The 20,952-nt window shown below is 72.1% G+C and carries 22 protein-coding genes; 14 read left to right on the plus strand and 8 right to left on the minus strand.

The features are described from left to right. A partial coding sequence (locus tag ABZU32_RS35850; RefSeq protein WP_354929832.1) for a hypothetical protein occupies positions 1–230 on the minus strand: 230 nt, incomplete at its 3' end. Between the two features lie 73 nt (positions 231–303). On the opposite strand from ABZU32_RS35850, the gene ABZU32_RS35855 reads away from it, so the two are divergent. Continuing rightward, positions 304–1,008 (plus strand): WHG domain-containing protein, encoded by a 705-nt coding sequence (locus ABZU32_RS35855; RefSeq protein WP_354852664.1) that lies wholly within the window; start codon positions 304–306, stop codon positions 1,006–1,008. On the opposite strand, the gene ABZU32_RS35860 is transcribed toward ABZU32_RS35855, so the two are convergent. Further along, positions 966–2,411, minus strand: coding sequence for a HAMP domain-containing sensor histidine kinase (locus ABZU32_RS35860; RefSeq protein WP_354929835.1), 1,446 nt, complete (start codon positions 2,409–2,411; stop codon positions 966–968). The genes ABZU32_RS35855 and ABZU32_RS35860 overlap by 43 nt on opposite strands. Positions 2,412–2,687: 276 nt before the next feature. On the opposite strand from ABZU32_RS35860, the gene ABZU32_RS35865 reads away from it, so the two are divergent. Both ABZU32_RS35865 and ABZU32_RS35870 read left to right on the plus strand, forming a co-directional pair. After that, positions 2,688–3,290 (plus strand): NAD(P)H-dependent oxidoreductase, encoded by a 603-nt coding sequence (locus ABZU32_RS35865; RefSeq protein WP_354929838.1) that lies wholly within the window; start codon positions 2,688–2,690, stop codon positions 3,288–3,290. A gap of 128 nt (positions 3,291–3,418) precedes the next feature. Beyond that, positions 3,419–3,904 (plus strand): CBS domain-containing protein, encoded by a 486-nt coding sequence (locus ABZU32_RS35870; RefSeq protein WP_354852658.1) that lies wholly within the window; start codon positions 3,419–3,421, stop codon positions 3,902–3,904. Positions 3,905–3,916: 12 nt separating this feature from the next. Here the strand turns inward: ABZU32_RS35870 and ABZU32_RS35875 are convergent, their stop codons facing one another. Then, on the minus strand, positions 3,917–4,588 hold the full coding sequence (locus ABZU32_RS35875; RefSeq protein ID WP_354929841.1) for a pyridoxamine 5'-phosphate oxidase family protein: 672 nt from the start codon (positions 4,586–4,588) through the stop codon (positions 3,917–3,919). Positions 4,589–4,821: 233 nt separating this feature from the next. Between ABZU32_RS35875 and ABZU32_RS35880 the strand changes: the two genes are divergently transcribed. The 3 genes from ABZU32_RS35880 (at position 4,822) to ABZU32_RS35890 (ending at position 8,214) form a co-directional block, all read left to right on the plus strand. Continuing rightward, on the plus strand, positions 4,822–5,256 hold the full coding sequence (locus ABZU32_RS35880; RefSeq protein ID WP_354852654.1) for a pyridoxamine 5'-phosphate oxidase family protein: 435 nt from the start codon (positions 4,822–4,824) through the stop codon (positions 5,254–5,256). A gap of 278 nt (positions 5,257–5,534) precedes the next feature. Continuing rightward, positions 5,535–6,413: a universal stress protein gene (locus tag ABZU32_RS35885; protein ID WP_354929844.1), complete on the plus strand. Its 879-nt coding sequence runs from the start codon at positions 5,535–5,537 to the stop codon at positions 6,411–6,413. Positions 6,414–6,504: 91 nt separating this feature from the next. Then, positions 6,505–8,214 (plus strand): GAF domain-containing protein, encoded by a 1,710-nt coding sequence (locus ABZU32_RS35890; RefSeq protein WP_354929847.1) that lies wholly within the window; start codon positions 6,505–6,507, stop codon positions 8,212–8,214. Here the strand turns inward: ABZU32_RS35890 and ABZU32_RS35895 are convergent. The 4 genes from ABZU32_RS35895 to ABZU32_RS35910 form a co-directional block, all read right to left on the minus strand. Beyond that, positions 8,211–8,618 carry a pyridoxamine 5'-phosphate oxidase family protein gene (locus ABZU32_RS35895; protein ID WP_354852650.1) on the minus strand — a complete coding sequence of 136 codons (408 nt, stop codon included), beginning with the start codon at positions 8,616–8,618 and terminating at the stop codon, positions 8,211–8,213. The genes ABZU32_RS35890 and ABZU32_RS35895 overlap by 4 nt on opposite strands. Before the next feature lie 93 nt (positions 8,619–8,711). Continuing rightward, the gene (locus ABZU32_RS35900) at positions 8,712–9,224 is read right to left on the minus strand and encodes a TetR/AcrR family transcriptional regulator (protein WP_354852714.1); all 513 of its coding nucleotides are present in this window, start codon (positions 9,222–9,224) and stop codon (positions 8,712–8,714) included. 215 nt (positions 9,225–9,439) lie between these two features. After that, a complete protein-coding gene (locus tag ABZU32_RS35905) occupies positions 9,440–10,069 on the minus strand; it encodes a hypothetical protein (protein WP_354929850.1) in 630 nt (209 codons plus the stop codon). 201 nt (positions 10,070–10,270) lie between these two features. After that, positions 10,271–11,668 carry a ricin-type beta-trefoil lectin domain protein gene (locus tag ABZU32_RS35910; RefSeq protein WP_354852647.1) on the minus strand — a complete coding sequence of 466 codons (1,398 nt, stop codon included), beginning with the start codon at positions 11,666–11,668 and terminating at the stop codon, positions 10,271–10,273. A gap of 267 nt (positions 11,669–11,935) precedes the next feature. On the opposite strand from ABZU32_RS35910, the gene ABZU32_RS35915 reads away from it, so the two are divergent. Continuing rightward, complete coding sequence (locus ABZU32_RS35915; protein WP_354929853.1) at positions 11,936–12,934, plus strand: phosphotransferase; 999 nt, start codon at positions 11,936–11,938, stop codon at positions 12,932–12,934. A gap of 121 nt (positions 12,935–13,055) precedes the next feature. Here ABZU32_RS35915 and ABZU32_RS35920 read toward each other — a convergent pair whose 3' ends face one another. Next, positions 13,056–14,897, minus strand: coding sequence for a ricin-type beta-trefoil lectin domain protein (locus tag ABZU32_RS35920; protein WP_354929856.1), 1,842 nt, complete (start codon positions 14,895–14,897; stop codon positions 13,056–13,058). Positions 14,898–15,111: 214 nt separating this feature from the next. Between ABZU32_RS35920 and ABZU32_RS35925 the strand changes: the two genes are divergently transcribed. The 7 genes from ABZU32_RS35925 to ABZU32_RS35955 all read left to right on the plus strand — a co-directional run bounded on the left by ABZU32_RS35925 (position 15,112) and on the right by ABZU32_RS35955 (position 20,847). Further along, positions 15,112–15,852, plus strand: a complete 741-nt coding sequence (locus ABZU32_RS35925) for a lytic polysaccharide monooxygenase (protein WP_354929859.1) — start codon at positions 15,112–15,114, stop codon at positions 15,850–15,852. 263 nt (positions 15,853–16,115) lie between these two features. Then, complete coding sequence (locus ABZU32_RS35930) at positions 16,116–16,442, plus strand: PadR family transcriptional regulator (protein WP_354929862.1); 327 nt, start codon at positions 16,116–16,118, stop codon at positions 16,440–16,442. After that, the gene (locus tag ABZU32_RS35935; RefSeq protein ID WP_354929865.1) at positions 16,439–16,795 is read left to right on the plus strand and encodes a DUF1048 domain-containing protein; all 357 of its coding nucleotides are present in this window, start codon (positions 16,439–16,441) and stop codon (positions 16,793–16,795) included. Before ABZU32_RS35930 ends, ABZU32_RS35935 begins: the two co-directional genes overlap by 4 nt. Before the next feature lies 1 nt (position 16,796). Beyond that, the gene (locus ABZU32_RS35940; protein WP_354929868.1) at positions 16,797–17,123 is read left to right on the plus strand and encodes a DUF1048 domain-containing protein; all 327 of its coding nucleotides are present in this window, start codon (positions 16,797–16,799) and stop codon (positions 17,121–17,123) included. A 395-nt stretch (positions 17,124–17,518) separates the two neighbouring features. Continuing rightward, positions 17,519–19,159 (plus strand): serine/threonine-protein kinase, encoded by a 1,641-nt coding sequence (locus ABZU32_RS35945; RefSeq protein WP_354929871.1) that lies wholly within the window; start codon positions 17,519–17,521, stop codon positions 19,157–19,159. 190 nt (positions 19,160–19,349) lie between these two features. Continuing rightward, positions 19,350–20,033: a DUF998 domain-containing protein gene (locus tag ABZU32_RS35950; protein WP_354852633.1), complete on the plus strand. Its 684-nt coding sequence runs from the start codon at positions 19,350–19,352 to the stop codon at positions 20,031–20,033. A 358-nt stretch (positions 20,034–20,391) separates the two neighbouring features. Next, entirely contained in the window at positions 20,392–20,847 is a 456-nt protein-coding gene (locus ABZU32_RS35955) for an STAS domain-containing protein (protein WP_354929874.1), read from the plus strand. The last annotated feature ends 105 nt before the right edge of the window (positions 20,848–20,952 follow it).

Genomic DNA, 20,952 nt, shown 5'->3' on the forward strand with positions numbered 1-20,952 from the left:
CCCGGGGCGGGGGAGGGGAGGGTCAGCCGGCGGGCGGCGCCGCCGGACAGTCGCACGCCGTACACCAGCGGCGACCGGGAGGCGGGGACGGCGCCGTCCGCCGGGTGGGCCGAGGTGCACACCAGGGCGCCCTCCAGGCCGGAGGGAAGGGCCCCGTCGACGGTCAGCGACGCGTCGTGCGGCCCGCGACCGGACGCCGCGACGGCGGCGCTGTGCTCGGCGACGGTCATATCGAACCTCCGGGAAGACGGCTGGCATAACAGCGTTATGAAAAAAATAACGCCGTTATGCCATACTGTCAAGATGAGTCCACGCCGAACCGACCCCCAGACGCGCACCGCCCTCGTCGACATCGCCGCCGGCCTGCTCGCCGGCGAGGGCCCCCAGGCGCTGTCGGCCCGCCGCGTCGCCGCGGAGGCGGGCAGCTCGACGATGACCGTCTACACCAACTTCGGCGGCATGAGCGGCCTGGTCCGCGAGATGGTGCTCGAGGGGTTCGCCCGGCTGGAGGCCTACTTCTCGCACGTCAAGGCCACCGACGACCCTGTGGCGGACATGGCGCTGCTCGGCCGCGCCTACCGGCGCAACGCCGTGACCAACCCCCACCTGTACGCCGTCATGTTCGGCGGCGCGCGGCCGGCCGGGTTCTCGCTCACCGACGAAGACCGCCAGCACGGCCGCTACACCCTGGGCACGGTGGTCGGCTGCGCCACCCGGTGCATCGAGGCCGGCCGCTTCCGCGCCGGCGACGCCGAGCTGGCGGCCCATCTGCTGTGGACCGCCGTCCATGGGCTGGTCACGCTGGAGCTGGGCGAGTACCTCATCGATCCCTGCAACGCGGACGTGGTGTTCGAGGCCCAGCTCACCGGCCTGATGGTCGGCGCCGGCGACGACCTGGCGGCGGCCGAGCGCTCCGTCCGCGCCTCGCTCGCCCGCCTGCCCGGCGAGCTCGGCGGCGTGACCCCCTACCCGGCCGGCGGCGACCCCTCCGCGAGCGGGCCGGCCTGACCCTGCGTGCCGGTCACCGGGGCGGGCGTCGGCGGTGGGCGCTCCTCGCCCGGCGAGGGCGCCCGGGGCAGGCACAGGACGAACCGCGCGCCGCGCGCGCTGTCCTCGATGGTCAGCGTGCCCCCGGCCATCTCGGCGATCTGCCGGGCGATGGGAAGCCCGAGACCGGTGCCGCCGGTGTCCCTGCTGCGCGCGGCGTCGAGGCGGGTGAAGCGCTGGAAGACCACTTCGCGCTTGTCGGGCGCGATGCCGCCCCCGTCGTCCAGCACCTCCAGCACCGCGGCGCCGAAGGCGTGGCCGGGGCCGCCGGGCCTGGGGCCCCGGTGCACCTTCACCGTGACCGTGGTCTCGGCGTGCCGCACGGCGTTGTCCACCAGGTTGGTCACCAGCCGGGCGAGCCGCACCCGGTCGGCCACCACCTCCGCTCCCTCGCCCAGCACCAGCTCCAGCCGCTTGGGCATGTGCCGGCTCTTCATCTCGCTCATCACCAGCTCCGCCAGGTCGACCCGGTCGCTGGCGCCGGGGGTGCCGGCGTCCAGGCGGGCCAGCGTCAACAGGTCGCTCACGATCGCCTGGAGCCGGTCGAGCCCGCTGAGGACGGCCCGGCTGGTCGCCTGCCAGTCGTGGTCATCGGTGTCCATCAGGGCGTCCTCGACCTCGGCGCGTATGGCGGCGATCGGCGTGCGCAGGTCGTGGGAGGCGTCAGAGGCCAGGCGGCGCTGCTGCTCCATCGCCGACTGCAGCCGCCCCAGGGTGAGGTTGACGCTCTCGGCCAGGTCGCGCAGCTCGTCCTCACTGTCCGGGGTCGGCACCCGCCGTCCCGGGCAGTCGGCGTTGATCTCGTCCAGCTCCGTCCGGATGGCGTCCACCGAGGACAGCGACGCCGACACCGCGCGGTGGGTGCCGTAGGCGATCCCCGCGGTCAGCAGCAGCGCGCCCCCGATCACGGAGGCGGCCACCAGCGGGTGGGTCAGCGGAGGGACCACCGGGGCGGCGGTGTAGATCGTCCAGACCCGCCCCGCGAGGAACACCTGCTCCCCGACCACGATTGAGCACTCATCGCGTGCGAAGGCCGGGCCGTCGCACACGGTCGCGGTGATCCCGCTCCGGCCGTCCCGCAGGTGCAGGTCCGCCATCGGCGGCTTGCCCTCCATCTCCTTGGACGCCGCCACCACCTTGCCCATCGGGTCGATCACCTGGATGTCGTAGATGAGGCCGTGCGGGATCGGGTCCAGGATGTTGCCGCGGTCCACCTCGGTGCCCACCCGCCCCGCCGTGCCCATGATCTCCTTGGTCAGGTAGGCCGTGGTGGTCATGTGCACGGCGACCAGGATCACGGCGGCCAGCAGGGCGCACAGCACCGCCGCCACCACGCCGGCGTACAGCGTCAGACGGCGTTTCACCGGCCATCGGTGCCCCGGACCCATGCCAAATCCCCCTATAGGCAGTCGACCACATGCCGTAGGGAATCTTGTCGCGGGGGTCGTGGTGCGGCCGCCGCCTCCCCGCGCCCGCCGGAGATCGGAAAAGGACTCGAAGACACCCCCGCCGATGTTCGTCCCGCGATTCCTGGGGCAGCGGCATCCGGTGGACAGCGGGGGGCGGTCCAGGTCCGGTGGCCATGCCTGCGGCCCGCCCTCCCTCGGAGCGTCGCGGGGACGCGGCAGAGATGGGAGAGCATGAGAATCGTCGGCATCGCGGGAAGCGTCCTGTCCAACGCCTACGTCAGCAGGTTGCTGGAGGCGGCGGGCCGGGAGCTCCCCGCTCGGGCGGAGCTCGCGGTGTGGGACGGCCTGGAGCGGGTGCCGCCGGTCGAGGAAGGCCCGCTGCCGTCCCCGCTCTCGCGCCTGTGCGACCGGCTCGCCCGGGCGGACGGCTTACTGATCACCGCCCCCGCGCACAGCGTCCTGCCCCCACAGCTGACGCACGCGCTCGACTGGATCGCCTCCCAGCACGGCGGCACGGTCCTGCTGGGCAAGCCGGCCCTGGTGGTGACCTCCTGCCTGCGCCACCACGAGGCGATGTGGACCCAGACCCGGTTGCAGCGGGCCCTCGCCGCCGCGGGCGCGCACGTCCAGGGCGCCGACCTCGCCATCTCCCCCGCCTTCGGGCACTTCGACGCCGAAGGCCGCGTCACCGACGCGGCCGTCCGCGCCCGGCTCCGCTCGGCCCTGGACCACCTGCGCCCGCCCTCGGCCGCGAGTTCCGCCGCGCCGATCCCCGCTCCGCGGACCCCGCGGACCGCTCAGCCCGGCGGCGCGCGAGCCGTCGTGCGAGGGTGAGGACGGCTGGGAGCCGGAGGTCCCGGCAGGGCGGGACGTTCGGCCCCTGCGCCCGCCCTGCGCCGCGTTGTTCGATGAGGTGACGGGCGAGCCGTCACGGCCCCGCCGCACTCGCCCAAGGAGGCGCCATGGACATCGCGAGCATGACCGCGGCGGACGTGATGAGCCGGGTCGTCGTCACGGTGAGGCCCGATGAGTCGCCCCTGATGGCCTGGGAGCTGATGAGGCGCGGAGGCGTCCACCACCTGCCCGTGGTGGACGCCCGCTCCCACGTGCTCGGCGTCCTCAGGCGCGAGGACATCGCCTCCCACTGGTCGGGCGGTCCGGCCGAGCAGTCCAGCGAGCAGGTGCGGCAGCTTCTGGGCGGCAGGCGCTGCCCCCACGTGGCCCCCGGGACGGGGCTCGCGAGCGTCGCCGCGACGATGGTGGACTCCTGCGTCGACGTCGTGCCCGTCGTGGGCGCCGCCGGCACCCTGGAGGGGCTGGTCACCTCCACCGACGTGCTGCAGGCGGTCGCCGGGCGGCCGGCGCGCGCGGCCGGGCCGACCGAGGTGGTCGCGGGCCTGTTCCGCCTGGAGCCGGTGCTGCCGCCCAGGCGTCCTCCCGGCGGATGAGCGCGGCGTCGGTCAGATGCCCTCGATGCGGCGGCCGGAGACCTCCTGCGCGATGATGCGGATGCACTGGTCGCGCTCGCCGCTCGCCCATGGCCGCACGTCAAGGACGGCGGCCTGCGGTGGCGTCGCATCGGGGGCCAGGTGCTGCGCCGGGCCCTGCACCAGCACGCTCCAGCCGCGGCGCTCGGCCTCGTCGATGCGGTCCACCTCGAAGCCGGCCCTGACGGCGACGCCCGCGACGCCGCCGCGCAGGTCCCGGTCCATCGGCCCGCCCGCCCGCGTGCGGAAGACGATCGCACCGCCGTGGAAGACGTAGTTGACAGGGAAGACGGCCGGGCCGGTGGACCCCGCGTACGCGACGCGCCCGACGCCGCCCGGCGCGATCAGGCGCAGGCACTCGTCGCGGCCGAGCGGGCGAAGGACGGGCCGCCCGGCGGGCCCGCCCTGACAGGGCGGCCGGTCGGCGTTCCCGCCCAGCAGTTCCAGGGCCGTGGTCTCCAGAGCCGCGGCCAGCCGAAGCAGCACGCCCTCGTCGAGGGGGGAGGGATAGGTCTCCAGATACTGCACGTAGCCGGGCACCACCCCGGCGCGTTCGGCGACCTGGCGGCGCGTCAGGCCGAGCCTGCGCCGGTGGTAGGCGAGGCGGCGTCCAAGGTCGCCGGGTGAGGCCGTTCCGTAGGACATCGGCACCCCCTTGTGCGCGCGCGAGCGCGCCTGCCATCTCCGACGCTACTCCTGGCGTCCGCGGAGGTGGCAGGGGAACCGAGGGACCGGCCGTCCCGGGAGGGTCGGTCCGGGAGGAAGGCGGGACCGAAGGGACGTGGGTCCCGCGTGGAAGGGTACTTCGTCCCTGTGGCCACCCGCCGCGGCGGCGCGACCATGGAGCAATGACACCGGCCCCGAAGTTGGAGACTCAGATGAACGACCGCGTCGCCCCTCCGTCGCTGGAAGAGCTCGATCTCGCGGAATGCCTGCGGCTCATCGCGCCGGGAGGCATCGGCCGGGTGGGTTTCACGGCCGCCACCGGTCCGGTGATCCTGCCGGTGACCTACGTCATGTACGAGAAGTCGGTGCTGTTCCGCACGGCCTTCGGCGGCCCGCTCGACGAGGACCTGAGCACCGGGGTGGCGGGCGTCGAGCTGAAGGTCGCCTTCGAGGTCGACGACTTCGACGCCGACGACCGCGTGGGCTGGAGTGTGCTGATCCAGGGCGCGGCCCATCGGGTGTCCGCCGAGGACGAGCTCGCCGCCGTGCGGGCCTCCGGCGTGGAGCCGTGGGCGGGTGGTGAGCGGCGGCTGTACGTCCGCGTCAACCCGGTCCAGATCACCGGCCGCCGCATCACCAGGTCCTAGACCCCGGACGCCGTCCGCCCGCGCGGCACCGGCGTCCACCCCTGCGACCGCCGCAGTAGGGCGCCCGCCGGTTCCCTCGCCGCGGGCGGCGGGGCGCACACGTGGCCCGCCCGGTCTCCTCGCTTCGCTTGAAGGGGTTTTCGTGCCTGACGGCGTGAACGGCGTGGTTCGCCCCACTCCGAACCGTCTTGGGACGTATATGCGGAAGGGACCTTGGGCTCTGTTCCCCCCGGCGTGCCGGCCGATGGAATGGAACGGTGCAAAAGGCGGGGGGCGTCATGATCGTGGTGGGAGTCGACGGGTCCCCGGCCGGTTTCGAAGCCGCGCGCTGGGCCGCCGGGGAGGCGGCGCTGCGCGGCGCCGGGCTGCTGGTGGCGCACGCGATGCCGGCGTGGGCCGCCGAGGCCGGGGCCGGGCCCTACGCCGAGGTGGCGCGATGGATGCGCGACGGCGCCGACGCGATCTTGCGTGAGGCGCTGGATCAGGCGCGCCGGGTCGCCCCCGGCGCGGAGATGAGCCACGTGCGTCTGCCCGGCGACCCCCGTGCGGCTCTCATCGAGGCCGCGGGCGCCGCCGAGCTGCTCGTGGTCGGCAACCACGGCCTCGGCGGCCTGCGCGGACTGCTGCTCGGGTCGGTCGCGCTCGGCGTCGCCGGGCGCGCGCCGTGCCCGGTGGCCGTCGTGCGGCCCGTGCCGCAGGGCGCGCGGCCGCAGATCGTCACCGGCGTCGACGGCCCCGGCTCCGGCGAGGAGGCGCTGCGGTTCGCGTTCGCCGAGGCGGCCCTGCGTCAGGTCGAACTCGTCGTCGTGCACCTCGGGAACGGCCCCGGCGGGGGAAATCAGGGGCCGCCGCCCGCCGCCTGCCACCGATGGAGGGAACTGCACCCCGAGGTGAAGGTGAGCGAGCCGGTCGTGAGCGGGGAGGCGGTGGACGTGCTGGCCGAGGCGTCCGCGCGGGCCGAGTTGCTGGTCGTCGGCTCGCGCGGGCGCGGCGTCCTCACCGGGCTGGTGCTCGGCTCGGTGAGCCACGCCCTCCTGTACCAGGCGCTCTGCCCCGTCGTCGTCCTGCCCCCGCCCACGGGGCCGGCCCCGCCCTCCGAACCCGCCGCCGGTGACCGGGCTCCGGGTCGCCGGCGGGGCGCCGGACCCGCGCCCTGAGCCGGAGGTCATCGGCGGCCGGAGGACGCGCCGCGATCCCTGCATCGCCCTGTGTCCGGCACCGGACGCGGTCGGTGCGACACTTCCTCGTATGACGGACAACGAGTCGCGTTCAGTCATCCCCAACATGCGGCTGGACGACCTGCTGTCGGAGCTGCGGGTCCGGCTGGAGGCCGTGCTGGCCACCCGCGACCGCGTGCACGCCCTGCTGGACGCGGTGGTGTCGGTGGGCAGCGACCTCGCCCTGGAGACGGTGCTGCACCGCATCGTCGAGACCGCCACCACCCTGGTGGACGCCACCTACGGCGCCATGGGCGTCATCGGCGAGGAGAACACCCTCGTGCAGTTCGTCCCGGTCGGGCTGAGCGAGGAGGAGATCACCCGCATCGAGCACTGGCCGCACGGGCTGGGCCTGCTCGGCCTGCTGATCAAGGAGCCCCAGACGCTGCGGCTCACCCACATCTCCCAGCACCCGGAGTCCTCCGGCTTCCCGCCCGGCCACCCGCCCATGGGCGGCTTCCTCGGCGTGCCGATCAGGGTGCGCGAGAAGGTCTTCGGCAACCTCTACCTCACCGAGAAGCGCGGGGGAGGGGAGTTCGACGAGGACGACGAGGCCATCGTGGTCGCCCTGGCCACCGCCGCCGGCGTCGCCATCGAGAACGCCCGCCTGTACGAGGACACCCGGCGTCGCGAGACCTGGCTGCAGGCCTCCTCGGAGATCACCACCCGCCTGCTGTCGGGAGCCGACCCGGGGGAGGTGCTGAGTCTCATGGCGCGCCGGGCCCGCGAGATGGCCGACGCCGACGTCTCGGCGATCCTGCTGCCCGACGACGGCGACGAGGGCGGCAAGACGCTGCGCGTGGTCATCCGGGACGGCGAGCCGGGCGCCCGCCGGCCGGGCGACGAGGTGCCGGTCGGGGTGTCCCTGGAGGGCAGGGCGTTCGTGCGGGGCGAGCCGCTGATGCTGAACAACGCGGGGGAGAGCGAGATCCTCGACGGCCTGGAGGACCACCCCATGCCCGGACCGGTGGTCGCGGTGCCGCTGGGCGCGGCCGGCGCGGTGCGCGGGGTGCTCTCGCTGGGCAAACGGCATGGGCGCATCCCGTTCAGCCACTCGGAGCTGCGCACCCTGTCGGCCTTCGCCGGGCAGGCCGCCGTCGCCCTGGAGCTGGCCGAGACCCGTAAGGACGCCGAGCGGCTCGGCCTGCTGGAGGATCGCGACCGCATCGCCAAGGACCTGCACGACGTCGTCATCCAGCGCCTGTTCGCCGTCGCCATGACGCTCATGAGCGCGGTGCGCCTGGTGGAGCGGCCGGAGGCGTCCTCCCGGCTGCAGAGCGCCATCGACGAGCTGGACAACACCATCCGGCAGATCCGCTCCACGATCTTCGCCCTGCAGACGCCGCGTGAGGCCGCGGGGCCGAGCCTGCGCGCGCAGATCGTCGAGGTGGTGGAGAACGCGCGCGGCCACCTGGGGTTCATGCCCGCGCTGAGCATGGAGGGCCAGCTCGACAACCAGGTGCCGCCCCGGCTCGCCGAGCAGGTGCTCGCGGTGCTCAGCGAGTCGCTGTCCAACGTCGTGCGCCATGCCAAGGCCACCCGCGCCGAGGTCGTGGCGCGGACGCGGGACGACCGGCTCACCCTGATCGTGGAGGACAACGGCGTCGGCCTGTCCGGGGGAGGACGGCGCAGCGGGCTGCGCAACCTGGAGGAGCGGGCGGCCGGCCTCGGCGGCACGTTCGAGCTGGACGCGCCCGCGGGCGGGGGCACCCGCCTGACCTGGAGCGTGCCGCTCGGCTAGCGCCGGATGCGCCGCCCGGATACCTGCTCGGTGGACACGACGATGAAGTGCTCGCGGCCGCCCGGCGCCCACGGGGTCAGCGGCAGCTCCGACAGCCGGGCGATCTCCTCGGGGTCGCTCACGGCGCGCGCGTGCCCCACAGCGGTCACCGACCAGCCGGTGCGGGCCCGCGGGTCTATCTCGTCGGCCTCGAACGCCACGATCGCGTTGCCCGCGGCGGCGGCGAGCTTGGAGCCCGTCCCGGTGCGGATCACGATGCTCGTGCCGTCGAGGTGGAAGTTCACAGGCTGGACGGCCGGGAGGGCGCGGTCGGTGTAGACGATCCGTCCTATCGGGGTCGAGGCGAGCAGTTCCAAGCACTCTTCCCGGGAGAGCACCTGCAGGCCGGCAGCATCGATCTTCACGCGTCACAGCCTGCCCGAGCGAGGGGGGATCCGGTTAGGGGCTAAGGTCCCCTCTTCATCCCTGACGGGCGGTTCCACTCCGTGGAGCGGCCGTCACGGCAGGCGCAGGCCGGCGATGAGGAGGCCGGCCAGCCGGCGCGCGTCGTAGCGGGGATCGGTGTCCGCGCCGATGCACAGGTTGCCGACGCCGCGCATGAGCTCGTAGGCGTCCACGTCGGCGCGGATCTCGCCGGCGGCGGCCGCGGCGCGGAGCAGGCCGGCGCACACCGGCACGAGCCGGTCGAGGAAGTAGGCGTGCAGCGCGTCGAACCCGGCGTCGTCGGAGCGCAGCACCGCTGCGAGCCCGTGCTTGGTGACCAGGAAATCGACGAACCGGTCGATCCACGCCCCGAGTGCGGCGTGCGGGGTCGGGCCGGCGGCCAGCAGGGCCGGACCGGCCTCGGCGCACACCTCGACCTGGTGCCGGTAGACGGCGATGATCAGATCGGCCCGCGTCGGGAAGTGGCGGTAGATCGTGGCCACGCCGACCCCCGCCCTGGCCGCGATGTCGCGCACCGGCGCCTCGACCCCCGAGGCCACGAAGGCCGCCGCGGCGGCGTCGAGCAGCGCCGCCTCGTTGCGCCGGGCGTCGGCCCGCTTGCGCGGGGCCGTGCGCGCCGCGTCCCCGTGATCTCCGGCGTTCCCGTGGTCGCCGTCGCCCTCGTTCACCGTGCCGTTCCCTCCGCTACCGTGCTCACCATTGACTTACTTTGTAAAGGAGGCCGCTCGGACACACTGCAAAGAAACCACCATCAGAACCACAGCGACGAACGGACCCATGATCAGGCCTGATGCCAGTCGTGGCGTTCGAGGAAGGTGTGGTCGCCGGTGGCGTAGTCGGTGAAGGACTCCTGCAGGGCCTTCAGTCCGGTGACGTGGGTGCGCAGGAGCAGGTCGCGCGGGCTGTCCTTGAACTCCAGCTCGTATCCGCCGGGTTCGGGGGAGACCTGGAGGAAGTGCCGGCCGAACACGACCAGGGCGGCGAACGGGTTCTGCGCCGAGAGGGTGGCGAGGACGTCCGACACCAGCCCCAGATCGGGGTCGGTGATGACCATGCCGTCGCCGGTGTGCAGTTGCATCTCGCGGAAGGAGCCGGTGGGCGCGAGGTTGTGCACCAGGTGGCGCTGGGGGTCGTAGCAGACCAGCCCGCACGCGCGGGCCAGGGCGAACGCGGTTCGCGCGACCTCGTCGGACCTGTCCAGGCCGACGGTGACGACGGCGTACGCGGGGGAGGCGGCCTCGGCCTCGGGGGAGGCGGCCTCGGCCTCGGGCAGGCCCCCGGCGAAGGCCGCGACTCCTGGGTGGGGCCGGACGGCCGTGGTGTCGCCGCGGCCGAGGGCCGCGTGGATCTCCCTCGCGCGTTCCCTGGTGATCGGCTCGGGTTCGTGCCAGGCGGTCAGGACGAAGTTCATGCTCTCCATGGTCCTCTACCCGGCGTGGTGCGCGGACGCTCCGTCCCGCCGCCCCCGCGCCAGGGCCGTGGTCGCGATGAGCCCGCCGCTACGGCCCGCGGGGACGGGAAAGGCCCGGCGGGGACGCTTTGTGGCGTGCCGCCGGGCCGGGCGGCCGCCGCCATCGGTGTGCGTGACGGCGGCCGCGGTCGGACGGGCCGGTCAGAAACCGGCGGTGATGCGGGTGAAGTCCCAGTTGTTCTGGGAGACGCCGCTGCAGGTCTCCGACACCCCGCCGCCCGGGCAGGGACGGTCGCGGTTGACCGACCAGAAGGCCAGGCGGGTGAGGCCCTTGGACTTGGCCCAGTCGCGGATCTGCGTCCAGGTCCCGGTCGAGGTCACCTCCTGCTGGTCGGACAGGCCGTTCATGCCGGAGATGCCCATGTGCGCGTAGGCCTGGGCGTCGGTCCAGCCCCAGGCGCTCTTGAGGGCGTTCTTCAGCCCTTCGGAGGCGTTGACGGTGCTCTGGTACATGTTGGCGCCGCCGCCGAAGTCGAACGGCATGATCGTGTAGTTGTCGATGGGGACGTTCAGCGCCCTCGACTGGTTGATCAGGCGGATGCCGTCGCCGCTGGGGCCGCTGGTGCCGGTGCCGAAGGTGAGGACCACCTTGACGTTCGGGTTGTTCTGCTTGACGATCTTGAGTCCGCCGAGGATGCGGTCCTGGACGGTGTAGTTGGAGAACTCGTCGGTGTTCTCGATGTCGAAGTCGACCACGGCCGGGCCGACGGCGTTGATGACCTGCTGGACGGCTCCGGCGAAGGCGCTGGAGGAGGAGCAGTTGGGGCCGAGCTTGTTGCCCGACCAGCCGCCGAAGGACACCTGGACGCTGCCGCCCGCGCCCTTGACGGCCGAGATCGTCTGCGCGTCGGCGCCGCCGGTGAGCGGGCGCGAGCCGTCCCACATCGGCGTGCAGCCGCCGCCGGAGAGGATGAAGGCCATGGTGAAGGACTTCACCCCGGTCGCGCTCATGACCGAGGTGGCGCTCGGCGGGCTGCCCCAGCCCATGTAGAGGTAGGGCGCGCCGGCCATCTTGCCGGGGGTGGGCGGCGGGGTGGTGCCGCCTCCGGGGAGGGTCCACTGCTGGTTGGCGCCGGCGAAGCAGTCCCAGATCTGCAGGGGCGTGCCGTCGGCCGAGCTCGGGCCGGTGGCGTCCAGGCACTTGCCGAGGGCGCGCAGTGTGCCGTCGCTCTGGGCGGTCCAGACCTGGGCGGCGCTGCCGTTGCAGTCGTAGAGCTGGACCTTGGTGCCGTTGGCGCTGCTGGCGGCGGCCACGTCCAGGCACTTGCCGAGGGCGCGGATGGTGCCGTCGGAGCCGGTGGTCCACTGCTGCGCGGTGGTGCCGTTGCAGGTGTACAGCTGCACCTGCGTGCCGTTGGCGCTGGAGGCCGCGGCGACGTCGACGCACTTGCCGCCGTAGCCGGTGATCTGGCCGGTGGCCGCCGAGGCGGGGATCAGGCCGGTGGCGAGCAGGGGCAGCGCCGCGGCGGCGGCCACCGTGAGCACCCGGGAACGGAGTCGGGAGGGGGAGCGGAAACGGCCGGAGTGTTCCGGATTCATGGGGGGTGTCGCTTCCTTCGTGCGTGGGGGGAGGTGCCGTGTTCTGTGCTGTTCCTGTGGTCGTGCGGGGACGGAGGCGAGAGGGACCTCGCCCGGGGTCGGTCCTTCCTTGCGCTTCGGGTGGGCAGCCCCGAAACTCTTAGGAAGGTTTCTTGTTTAATGAGAGGATTCAACGCCCTGCGGCCACTTGGAGTCAAGAGGCTCGTTGCCGCCGAGGTAGGGGACTATGGGGGACCGGAATACGAGCGCTCCGGAGGAGGACCAGAGATGACCGCCGCACGAAAATTCGCCGACGCCGGATCCCTGACCCCGGTGATGCGGGAGGTCTTCGGTTCCGACCGCCGCATCGCGGGCGTCGACCGGCTGCTCAACGGCAGCAAGAAGGGCGTCTACCGGGTCACGCTGGACGACGCCACGAGCACGATCGTCTATGTCTGGAACGCCGACGAGGACTACTGGGACGGGCTGCTTCCCGATGGCCACGACGACCCGTCGAACCCGTTCGCCCACGCCTCCGGCATCTCCTTCTTCGAGGGCGCCACCCGTCGGCTGGAAGCGGTCGGAGCTCGTTCGCCGCGGCTGTTGCTCGCCGACCGCGGCAGGAATCTGTACCCGGGCGACATCGCCGTCGCGGAGGACGTCCGCGGCGGAACGCTGGAGGCGCTGCTGGAACGCGATCCGGACGCCGGCCGGCGAACGCTCGCGCGGCTCGCGGACATGCTTCGGCGCATGCACGCCTACCGCGCGCCGGCGTTCGGGCGGGTGGCGTGGATCGACGGCGGGGGCGCGCCGCCGGACACGACCTGCGAGCAGGCATACCTGGAGCGCACGTTGGTGAACATCGCCACCGCCGTGCCCCGTGACGTCCGCGCGGCGCGAGGCGAGGCGATGCTGGAGGAGAAGCTCCGCGTCCTTCACGCCGCAATCGAGCCGCGCGCGGAGCTCGGCGTGGTCCACGGCGAACTCTGCGCGCAACACACGCTCGTCGGGCCGGACGGGGAACCCGTCATCATCGACATCGAGGGCCTGATGTACGCCGACATCGAAGTGGAGCACTGCTGGATGCGGATGCGCTTCGGCCCGCACTACGAGACGCTCCGCGACCCCGGCCTCGACCCGCGGCGCATGAGGTACTACCAGTACGTCATGCACCTGGACCTGGTCGGCGGCCCGCTTCGCATCGCCGAGGGCGACTCCCCGAACCGGCGGTGGATGCTCGACGTGGCGGACTTCCATCTGCGGAAAGCGCTCGACTACGAGACATGAGTCGGCGTCCGCGACATGCGCCGCTCCAGAGTGATCCGGCCGGCGAGGGGTGGCGAATACGTCCCGGTTCACCTCGGCGCGGATCGCCGTGGCATGTCTCGCTCGCATTCCGGCCTCACTCCTACGGAGACCACTTCTGGTTGGCGGCGCCCGTGCAGTCCCAGATCTGCAGGGGCGTGCCGTCGGCCGAGCTCGGGCCGGTGGCGTCCAGGCACTTGCCGAGCACCCGCAGTGTGCCGTCGGAGGCCGCCGTCCACTGCTGGGCGCCGGTGCCGTTGCAGTCGTAGAGCCGGACCCTGGTGCCGTTGGCGCTGCTCGCCCCGGCCACGTCCAGGCACTTGCCCAGCGCCTGCAGGCTGCCTTCGACGCCGGTGGCCCACCGCTGGGCGGCGCTGCCGTTGCAGGTGTACAGCTGCACCTGCGTGCCGTTGGCGCCGGAGGCCCCGGCGACGTCGACGCACTTGCCGCCGTAGCCGGAGATGGGCCGGCCGCCGGCGAAGGCCGTGCCCGGCCAGGTGAAGGTGGCCGAGGTGCGGGTGGGCAGGGTGTAGGTGAACGACTGCCCGGCCCAGTTGACCTTCACCGACTGGGCGCTGCCGGTGGTGTTGTAGGCGATCAGCGCCTTGGAGCCGTCGGGGTTGCGCCAGGCGACGTTCTTCACCGCCGAGCCGGCCGTCGAGGCGATGCGGTAGGCGCCGGGCCTGACGAACTTGGTGAGGTGGCCCATGGTGTAGTACTCGATGGTGTAGTCGACCTGGCCGTGGCGCGCGTCGCCGTTGTGCACGGTGACCAGCCCGGTGCAGACGTCGCAGCCGCCGTTGTGCGGGTTGTGGGCCTGGTCCATGGCCAGCCCCCACTTGATCCAGCTACGGTCCCAGTTGCGGGTGTAGTCGATCAGGTTGTTCATGTCCTCGCGGTGCTGGTCGCCGATCCAGGTGCCGCCCGAGTGCTCGGTCATGTACGCGTTCACGTTCGGGTACTGGTCGTGCACCGTGCTCTGCGTGCCGACGTCCCCGCCGTAGCCGTGCCAGGCGATGCCGCCGAACAGCGGGTCGTCGCGGATCGCGGTGTCGGCCAGCAGAGGGGCGCCCCAGGTGTTCCAGCCGTCCCAGTTCCAGTCGTGCACGAGGGTCTTGGTGGTGATCCCCGCGGTGCGGAAGGCCGGCCACAGCGCGCTCTTGATGAAGTACTGCAGCCCGGAGGCGTTCCAGTTCATCGAGGGGTATCCGGCGCAGCAGGTGGGCTCGTTCTGCGGCGTGACGTAGTCGATGCGCACGCCTTGGGCCTGGTATGCCTGGATGTACCGGGCGAAGTACTCGCCGTACATGCCGTAGTACTGCGCCTCCAGCCAGCCCTGGCTCCAGGCGTCGTTGTCCTTCATCCAGGCGGGCGCGCTCCACGGCGAGGCCATGACCTTCAGTGCGGGGTTGAGCGCCTTGGCCTGCTTGGTCAGCGGCACGATGTCGGTCAGGTCGTGGGCGATGGAGAAGCCCGACAGGTCGCAGCAGGTGTCGTCGTAGGAGTAGCTGGAGCGGGCGAGGTCGGAGGAGCCCATCGGGTTGCGCAGGAAGCCCAGGCCGATGCCCTGGACGGGGTCGAACAGCCTGCGCATCACCGTGTCGCGGGCACCGGCGCTGAGCACGCCGCTGCTGTTCAGCAGCCAGGCGGCCGAGTCGGTGACCGAGGCGCCGCCGCCTTCGAACTGCTGGTAGGTGGTGTTCTCGTCGACGGTGATGGTCTGGGCGGCGCCGGGGCTGGTGGCGGTGAAGCCGATGGGCGCCTGCTGTTGCAGGCCGCGCGTCACCGTGCGGCCGGCGGCGTCGGAGGTGGTGGTGAGCCAGACGTTGACGGTCTCGCCGGCGGCCTGGGCGGGGGCGGCGCCGGCGACGTTGAGCGCGGTGCCGGCCAGCAGGAGCACGGCGGGCAGCGCGAGACGCGCTCTGCGGAATGGAGGCAGGGGCATGGGCCGGTCTCTCTCGACGGGGGAGCGAGGGGAGCTTCGCCCGTACGGCCCTGCCCGGCGGCGCACGGCGTGGTGTGCCAGTGGTAACACGGGGCTCATGGGGAGCGCAACGCGTGCGGGCCTTGACATCCGCCCTCACCATCACCGTCCTGGGCCTTTACTCTTAAGAAAGTTTCTTTTATGTTTGCCGCACCCCCCAGCGAAGGAGTCCGGCATGCGAAGAACGATCTTGGTGGTGGTCACGGCGTTGATGACGGCCGGGATCACGGTGTTCGCCGCCTCGCCCGCCCTGGCCCACGGGTACGTGAACTCGCCGCCGAGCCGGCAGGCCATGTGCGCCCAGGGCCGAGTCACCGGCTGCGGCGACATCATCTACGAGCCGCAGAGCGTCGAAGGGCCGAAGGGGCAGCGCAACTGTCACGGCGGGGTCGCGCGCTTCGCCCAGCTCAGCGACGACGGCAAGTCGTGGCCGGCGACCTCCGTCGGCTCCACGGTCACCTTCAACTGGGTGCTCACCGCCCGCCACGCCACCAGCACCTGGGAGTACTACATCGGCAACACCCGGGTGGCGGTGTTCGACGACGGGGGCCGGCAGCCGGGGGCGACCGTCTCGCACACCGTGAGCCTGTCCGGCTTCAGCGGCAGGCAGAAGGTCCTGGCCATCTGGAACATCGCCGACACGGTGAACGCGTTCTACTCCTGCGTCGACCTGCAGATCGGCGGCGGCGGCAACCCGCAGCCGACCCCGACGCCCACGCCGACCCGCACGCCGACGCCCACTCCCACCCCGACTCCGACGACTCCCGCGCCGGGCGGCACGTGGGCGGCCGGCACCGCGTACGCGGTGGGCGCCCAGGTGACCTACGACGGCCTGCGGTATCGCTGCCTCCAGGCGCACACGGCACTGGTGGGCTGGGAGCCGCCGAAGGTCCCGGCCCTGTGGCAGAGGGTCTGACCCCACCTCCACCTGACCCCTTGCGGGCGTCGCGTCCGATGGCGGGCGCGGCGCCCGCAGGCGTGCGCCCGGGGGGCACCGCCGGGTGGGGCGGCGCCGGGCACATCGGCGTCGGGCGGCGTGCGCGCGCCGGAGTGCCAGGCCCGGCCGACGGCCGCCTGCGAGCACGCCTCGGAGATCAGGGCCTTGCCGGTTCACTACTCTGTGGTACGTTGTAGTGGTACTTGGTGCTACCGAGTACTGGATACCGAAGAGGACTCACGGTGGACGACCTGACGGAGATGCTGAAGGGCACGCTCGAGGGCTGCGTGCTCGAGATCATCGACAGCGAGGAGACCTACGGGTACGCCATCACGCGCCGGCTGAACGAACTCGGCTTCGCCGACGTCATCGAGGGGACCGTCTACACCATCCTGTTGCGCCTGGAGAAGAACGGGCTCGTCGAGGTGGCGAAACGACCGTCCGAGCTGGGGCCGCCGCGCAAGTTCTTCGCACTCAACGACGCGGGGCGCGCGCAGCTCGCGACCTTCTGGGCGAAGTGGGAGTACATCACATCGCGGATCGACAAGCTCAGAGAGGGCGGGAGATGAACCTCTGGGAGACCATGACGGGCAGCGATCTGACCAGGGAATGGAATGCCTTCGAAGCCCGGGCCGAGGCGTTGCCGGCCGACTACCGGGCGGCGTGGGAACAGATCAAGTGCCATCTGTTCCCCTATGGGGACTTCACCGGCCGAAACCTGATGCCGATTCTCGACGGTGCTCTGGGGCTGCTCGAAGAGACGGCGGCCGATGGGCAGAGCATTCACGAGGTGCTGGGTGAGGACATCAAGGGCTTCTGTGCGGCCCTGGCGGGCGGGCAGGGGGCTCGGAGCTATCGCGACCGGTGGCGCGAGCGGTTGAACAAGAACGTCGCCAGGAAACTGGGCCGGCTGGGAGGCTGACGTGGGCATCCACGACATCATCGAGGGCAAGAGGCAATGGCGGGCGCACATGGCCCGGGTCAAAGCGCTCCCGCCCGACTATCGGATCGTCTACAAGGAGATCCAGAGGTACCTGTTCAAGGTCGGAGCGTTGGACCTGACCGACGGATCCCTGTTCTCCGGCATCCTCGACTTCTTCCAGGAGGGCGTCGCGGCCGGCAGGGGAGTCCTGGAGCTCATCGGCGACGATGTCGCCGCCTTCTGCGACGAGCTGATCAAGGACTCGCGCACCTACGCGGACATCCATCAGGAGTCCACCGGCGGGCAACCCGGCACGGCAGGGAAGTGACATCCGCCGGCCGGGGTGCTGATGGAGTTCTCCGATCGGTGGCCGGACCATCGGCCCCCGTGCCGTTCTCAGAACTGGGCCCGCGACTCCCGACAGCGCTTTGATCTACAATGTAAAGGCGCTGAATATGTACAACCACCTATAAATTCCTCAGACCAATCAACCCGCAACGACGAACCGACCCTTGCGACTCCTCGGCGGCGGCGCATTCGTGCGACAGGAGGGTCCCGTCGGCGTGTTGTTCGGGAAAATCACCTGGGCCTGCGCGAACGATCAATATTCGTGACCTGCGGGGAGGGGGCGGCCGTCGCGGTGTTCACGGTGATCAATAGTGTTGCGAGGCCGTTGTGATGTTGTGGTGAGTGTGCGCGCCCTATTGGGGTAGCGATGGGCTCATGGCCGATACTTGTAGCTCCGGACGTGTGGTCGCGGGACGTTACCGGCTCCTGGAACCCCTTGGGCAGGGTGGCATGGGAGTCGTGTGGCGCGCCGTGGACGAGCTGCTGCTCCGCGAGGTGGCGATCAAAGAGCTGCTCGGCTCGGCGGAGTTGACCCAGCCGGAGCGTGAGATCTTCACGACGCGGACCTTCCGCGAGGCGCGGGCGGCCGGGCGGCTGAGCCATCCGGGCGTCGCGGCCGTCTATGACGTCTTCGAGGACGACGGCCATCCGTGGATCGTGATGCAGCTGGTGCCCTCACGGACGCTCGGGGCGATCGTCCGTGAGGACGGCGCGCTGCCGCCGCGGCGGGTCGCCGAGATCGGCCTGCAGGTGCTGGCGGCGCTGACGGCCGCGCACGAGGCGGGGGTGCTGCATCGGGACGTCAAGCCGGACAACGTGCTGGTGACGGCGGACGGCAACGCGGTGCTGACCGACTTCGGCATCGCGACGCTGGAGGAGGACTCGCCGGTGACCAGGACCGGGACGCTGGTGGGGACGCCGGCGTTCATCGCCCCGGAGCGCGCGCTCGGGGGGCGGGCCGAGCGGGCGTCGGACCTGTGGTCGCTCGGTGTGACGTTGTACTTCGCGGTCGAGGGCAGGTCGCCGTTCCAGCGGGGGCACATGCTGGCGACGCTGGCCGCGGTGCTGTACCAGGAGGCGGCGCCGTTCCAGAGCGCGGGGGCGCTGGCTCCGGTGATCGAGGGGCTGCTGGTGAAGGACCCGGCGGTCCGGATGCGGGCGTCCGAGGTGGCCCGCCTGCTGGGCGAGGTCGCGTCCGGTCGTGCGACGGAGCCGGTGGGGGTGCCGACCGCCGTGTCGGCCCCGATGCCGATCCCGGAGGCGGGCGCGGGTCCGGTGCGGGGCTCGACGTCGGGGACGGGTGTGGTGTCCGGTCCTGGGGGGCTGTCGCGGCCCATGGCGATGGCCGGCCGGGCCTTGTCGCCGGAGGCGGTCTCCCTGCCGGCGCCGCGCCGCCTGTTCGCCGCGGCGGGTGCCACGCTGCTGCTGGGCGGGCTGGTCGTCGGAGGGCTGGCCTATCTGCGTCCTGCGGTCGATCAGGGGATGGCGGCGGCGCCGGAGGCGGTGCGGGTGACGGTGGCGCCGTCCCGGCCTGTCGCGGAGGAGCCTGGCACCGGCGGCGAGCGGGTTGCGGATCGGACGGGGGAGGGTGCCGGTCGTGCGCCGGGGGGTCGTGGGACGGGCTCGCGGGGCGGGGCGGCGCGCCCGGAGGCGGTGTCCCTCTTGGGCGGGGGACGGCCGGAGGGGGTGAGGTCGGTGAAGAAGGCGCCGGGAGGTCCGTCCGGCGCCGGGCGGACGAAGAAGCACGGTGAGGCGAAGGGGCCTGGTGGGGGGAAAGGGCCCGCTAAGGAGAAGGGGTCCGGGAAGGAGAAGGGGTCCGGGAAGGAGAAGGGGTCCGGGAAGGAGAAGGGGTCCGGTAAGGGGAAGGGTGAGGGGGGAAAGGGCGGCGGCGCGAAAGGCAAGGGCTCCGCGCGCAAGCCCGATAGGCCTGGTAGTCCGGGTATTTCCGCCATTCCTGGCAAACCGGCCAAGGCTGGAGAGAAGGCCAGAGGCGGGGCAAAAGGGAAGTTCCACTAGCGCCTGAACGCGCGCCCCGGCGGTTCGACCGCCCTTTTCCCGTTGAAGGTCGATCGAGCATCTGGCGCTTCGATCGCGTTGGCCGTACGTTGCAATTCCGGGTCAGGCCGACGATTGGAGCGACGGGATGGCTCTTGGTGAGTCCGGTGCGAGTGCGCGGCGTTCCGGTGGGGCGGTTCGGCCGGAGCTGGTGGCGTTCGGAGTGGTCGGGCCGCCGCTGTTCGTGGCGGTGTGGCTGCTGGAGGGGTCGGTGCTCCGCCCTGAGGGGTACAGCGCGCTGCGGCATCCGGTGAGTTCGCTGGCCATCGGCGAACTGGGGTGGATCCAGGTGGCGGACTTCCTGATGGTGGGTCTGTCGTTGCTGGTGTTCGCGTTCGCCCTGCGGCCGGCGATGCGGCTCTACGGGGGCGGCCTATGGGTGCCGTTGCTGGTCGCGCTGGCCGGATTAGGTCTGGTGGGTTCGGCACTGTTCACCACCGATCCGTGGAGTGGATATCCGCCGGGGACGCCGGCGGTGCCGCAGGGCGCGGCGGCGACGATCCACGGGACGTTGCACGGTGTGTTCGGGACTCCGGTGTTCCTGGGGTTGCCGGTGGCGGCTCTGGTGGCCTGTTACCGCTTCGCCAAATCGGGGCATCGGTGGTTCGCCGTCTACAGCGCCGCGTCGGCGGTGGTGTTCCTGGTGGGGTTCGTGCTGGCGTCCAAGGCGTTCGCGCAGGATCCCGGGCTGGTGGCGGTGGGCGGGCTCTTGCAGCGCCTGACGCTGGTGGTCGGGATGGCGTGGTTGACCGCGCTGGCGGTGCGGGTGCTGCGTGATTCGCGGGGTGGCGAGGTGCGTGACCCGGACGGCGGGGCGGTGCGGGCCGCCGGGTGAGGCCGTGGTGCGGCGACGGGGCGCCGCGTGATCCCAGGGGTGCCGCGCGGTGCGGGGCCCCTGGGTAGGGGTACGGCGCGGCCCGGGTGCCGGGGTGGTCTCCGGGGTGGCGCGGCCGGGGCGGTGGTGCGGGTTGGCGTCCGGGGCGGTGGTGCGGCGGTCTTGGGCCCAGGGCGCTTGAAGGGTGGGGCAGGTGGGGCTGTCAAGTTGGGGGGCTTTGCACTTTTGACGGCGGTCTGGTGTTGATGAGGGATTCTCGACCATTCCGGGGTGTTGGCGGGCCGGCGACGTTACCGGCCGGTTGACCTGGGACGGGTAGCGTTCGTACCTACATCCCGAATCGGATGAAAGGGCACAGATGGCCGCACAATTCGAGGTGTCCATCGCCTACCGGCCACCCGTCGTCCTCCTGGCGCTGGCGGGGGAACTCGACCTGGCCACGGCGGACATCCTGGTCGCGAGCGCCAAGGATCTGATCGGCCGCGGACACGCGCACCTAGCGCTGGACGTCACTGACCTGCGCTTCTGTGACTCGACCGGACTGGAGGCCATGATCGCGGCGAGCGAGCGGACAGCGGGCGCCGGTGGTTCGCTGCGACTGGTGGGCGTCCGGGGCATCCTGCAACGCGTCCTGGAGGTCACCCGGCTGGAGCATCCCTTCCGGCCCGACCTTGACGGCCGCCCGGGGGACTGGTCGGCGACCGCGCCGTCTCCGGTTCCGTCCGCGCGCCCTGTGACGCCGCCGCGCGTGTACGCCAGGGCGCTGGTCGGCCGCGCCCGTGAGACGACTCCGCGGGCCCCCTCGGCGGTGTGAGCCCCGGCCGCCGCGCCGTGCCCTCCGGCCGGACGGTCCGGAGCGTCCATGATCAGCGCGGGCCCGTCGTGCCCGCCGGATCTCTTTCCGGGGTTTCGGGCGCGA

It is taken from the genome of Sphaerisporangium sp. NPDC005288 (assembly GCF_040607475.1).
Lineage (GTDB): Bacteria > Actinomycetota > Actinomycetes > Streptosporangiales > Streptosporangiaceae > Sphaerisporangium > Sphaerisporangium rhizosphaerae.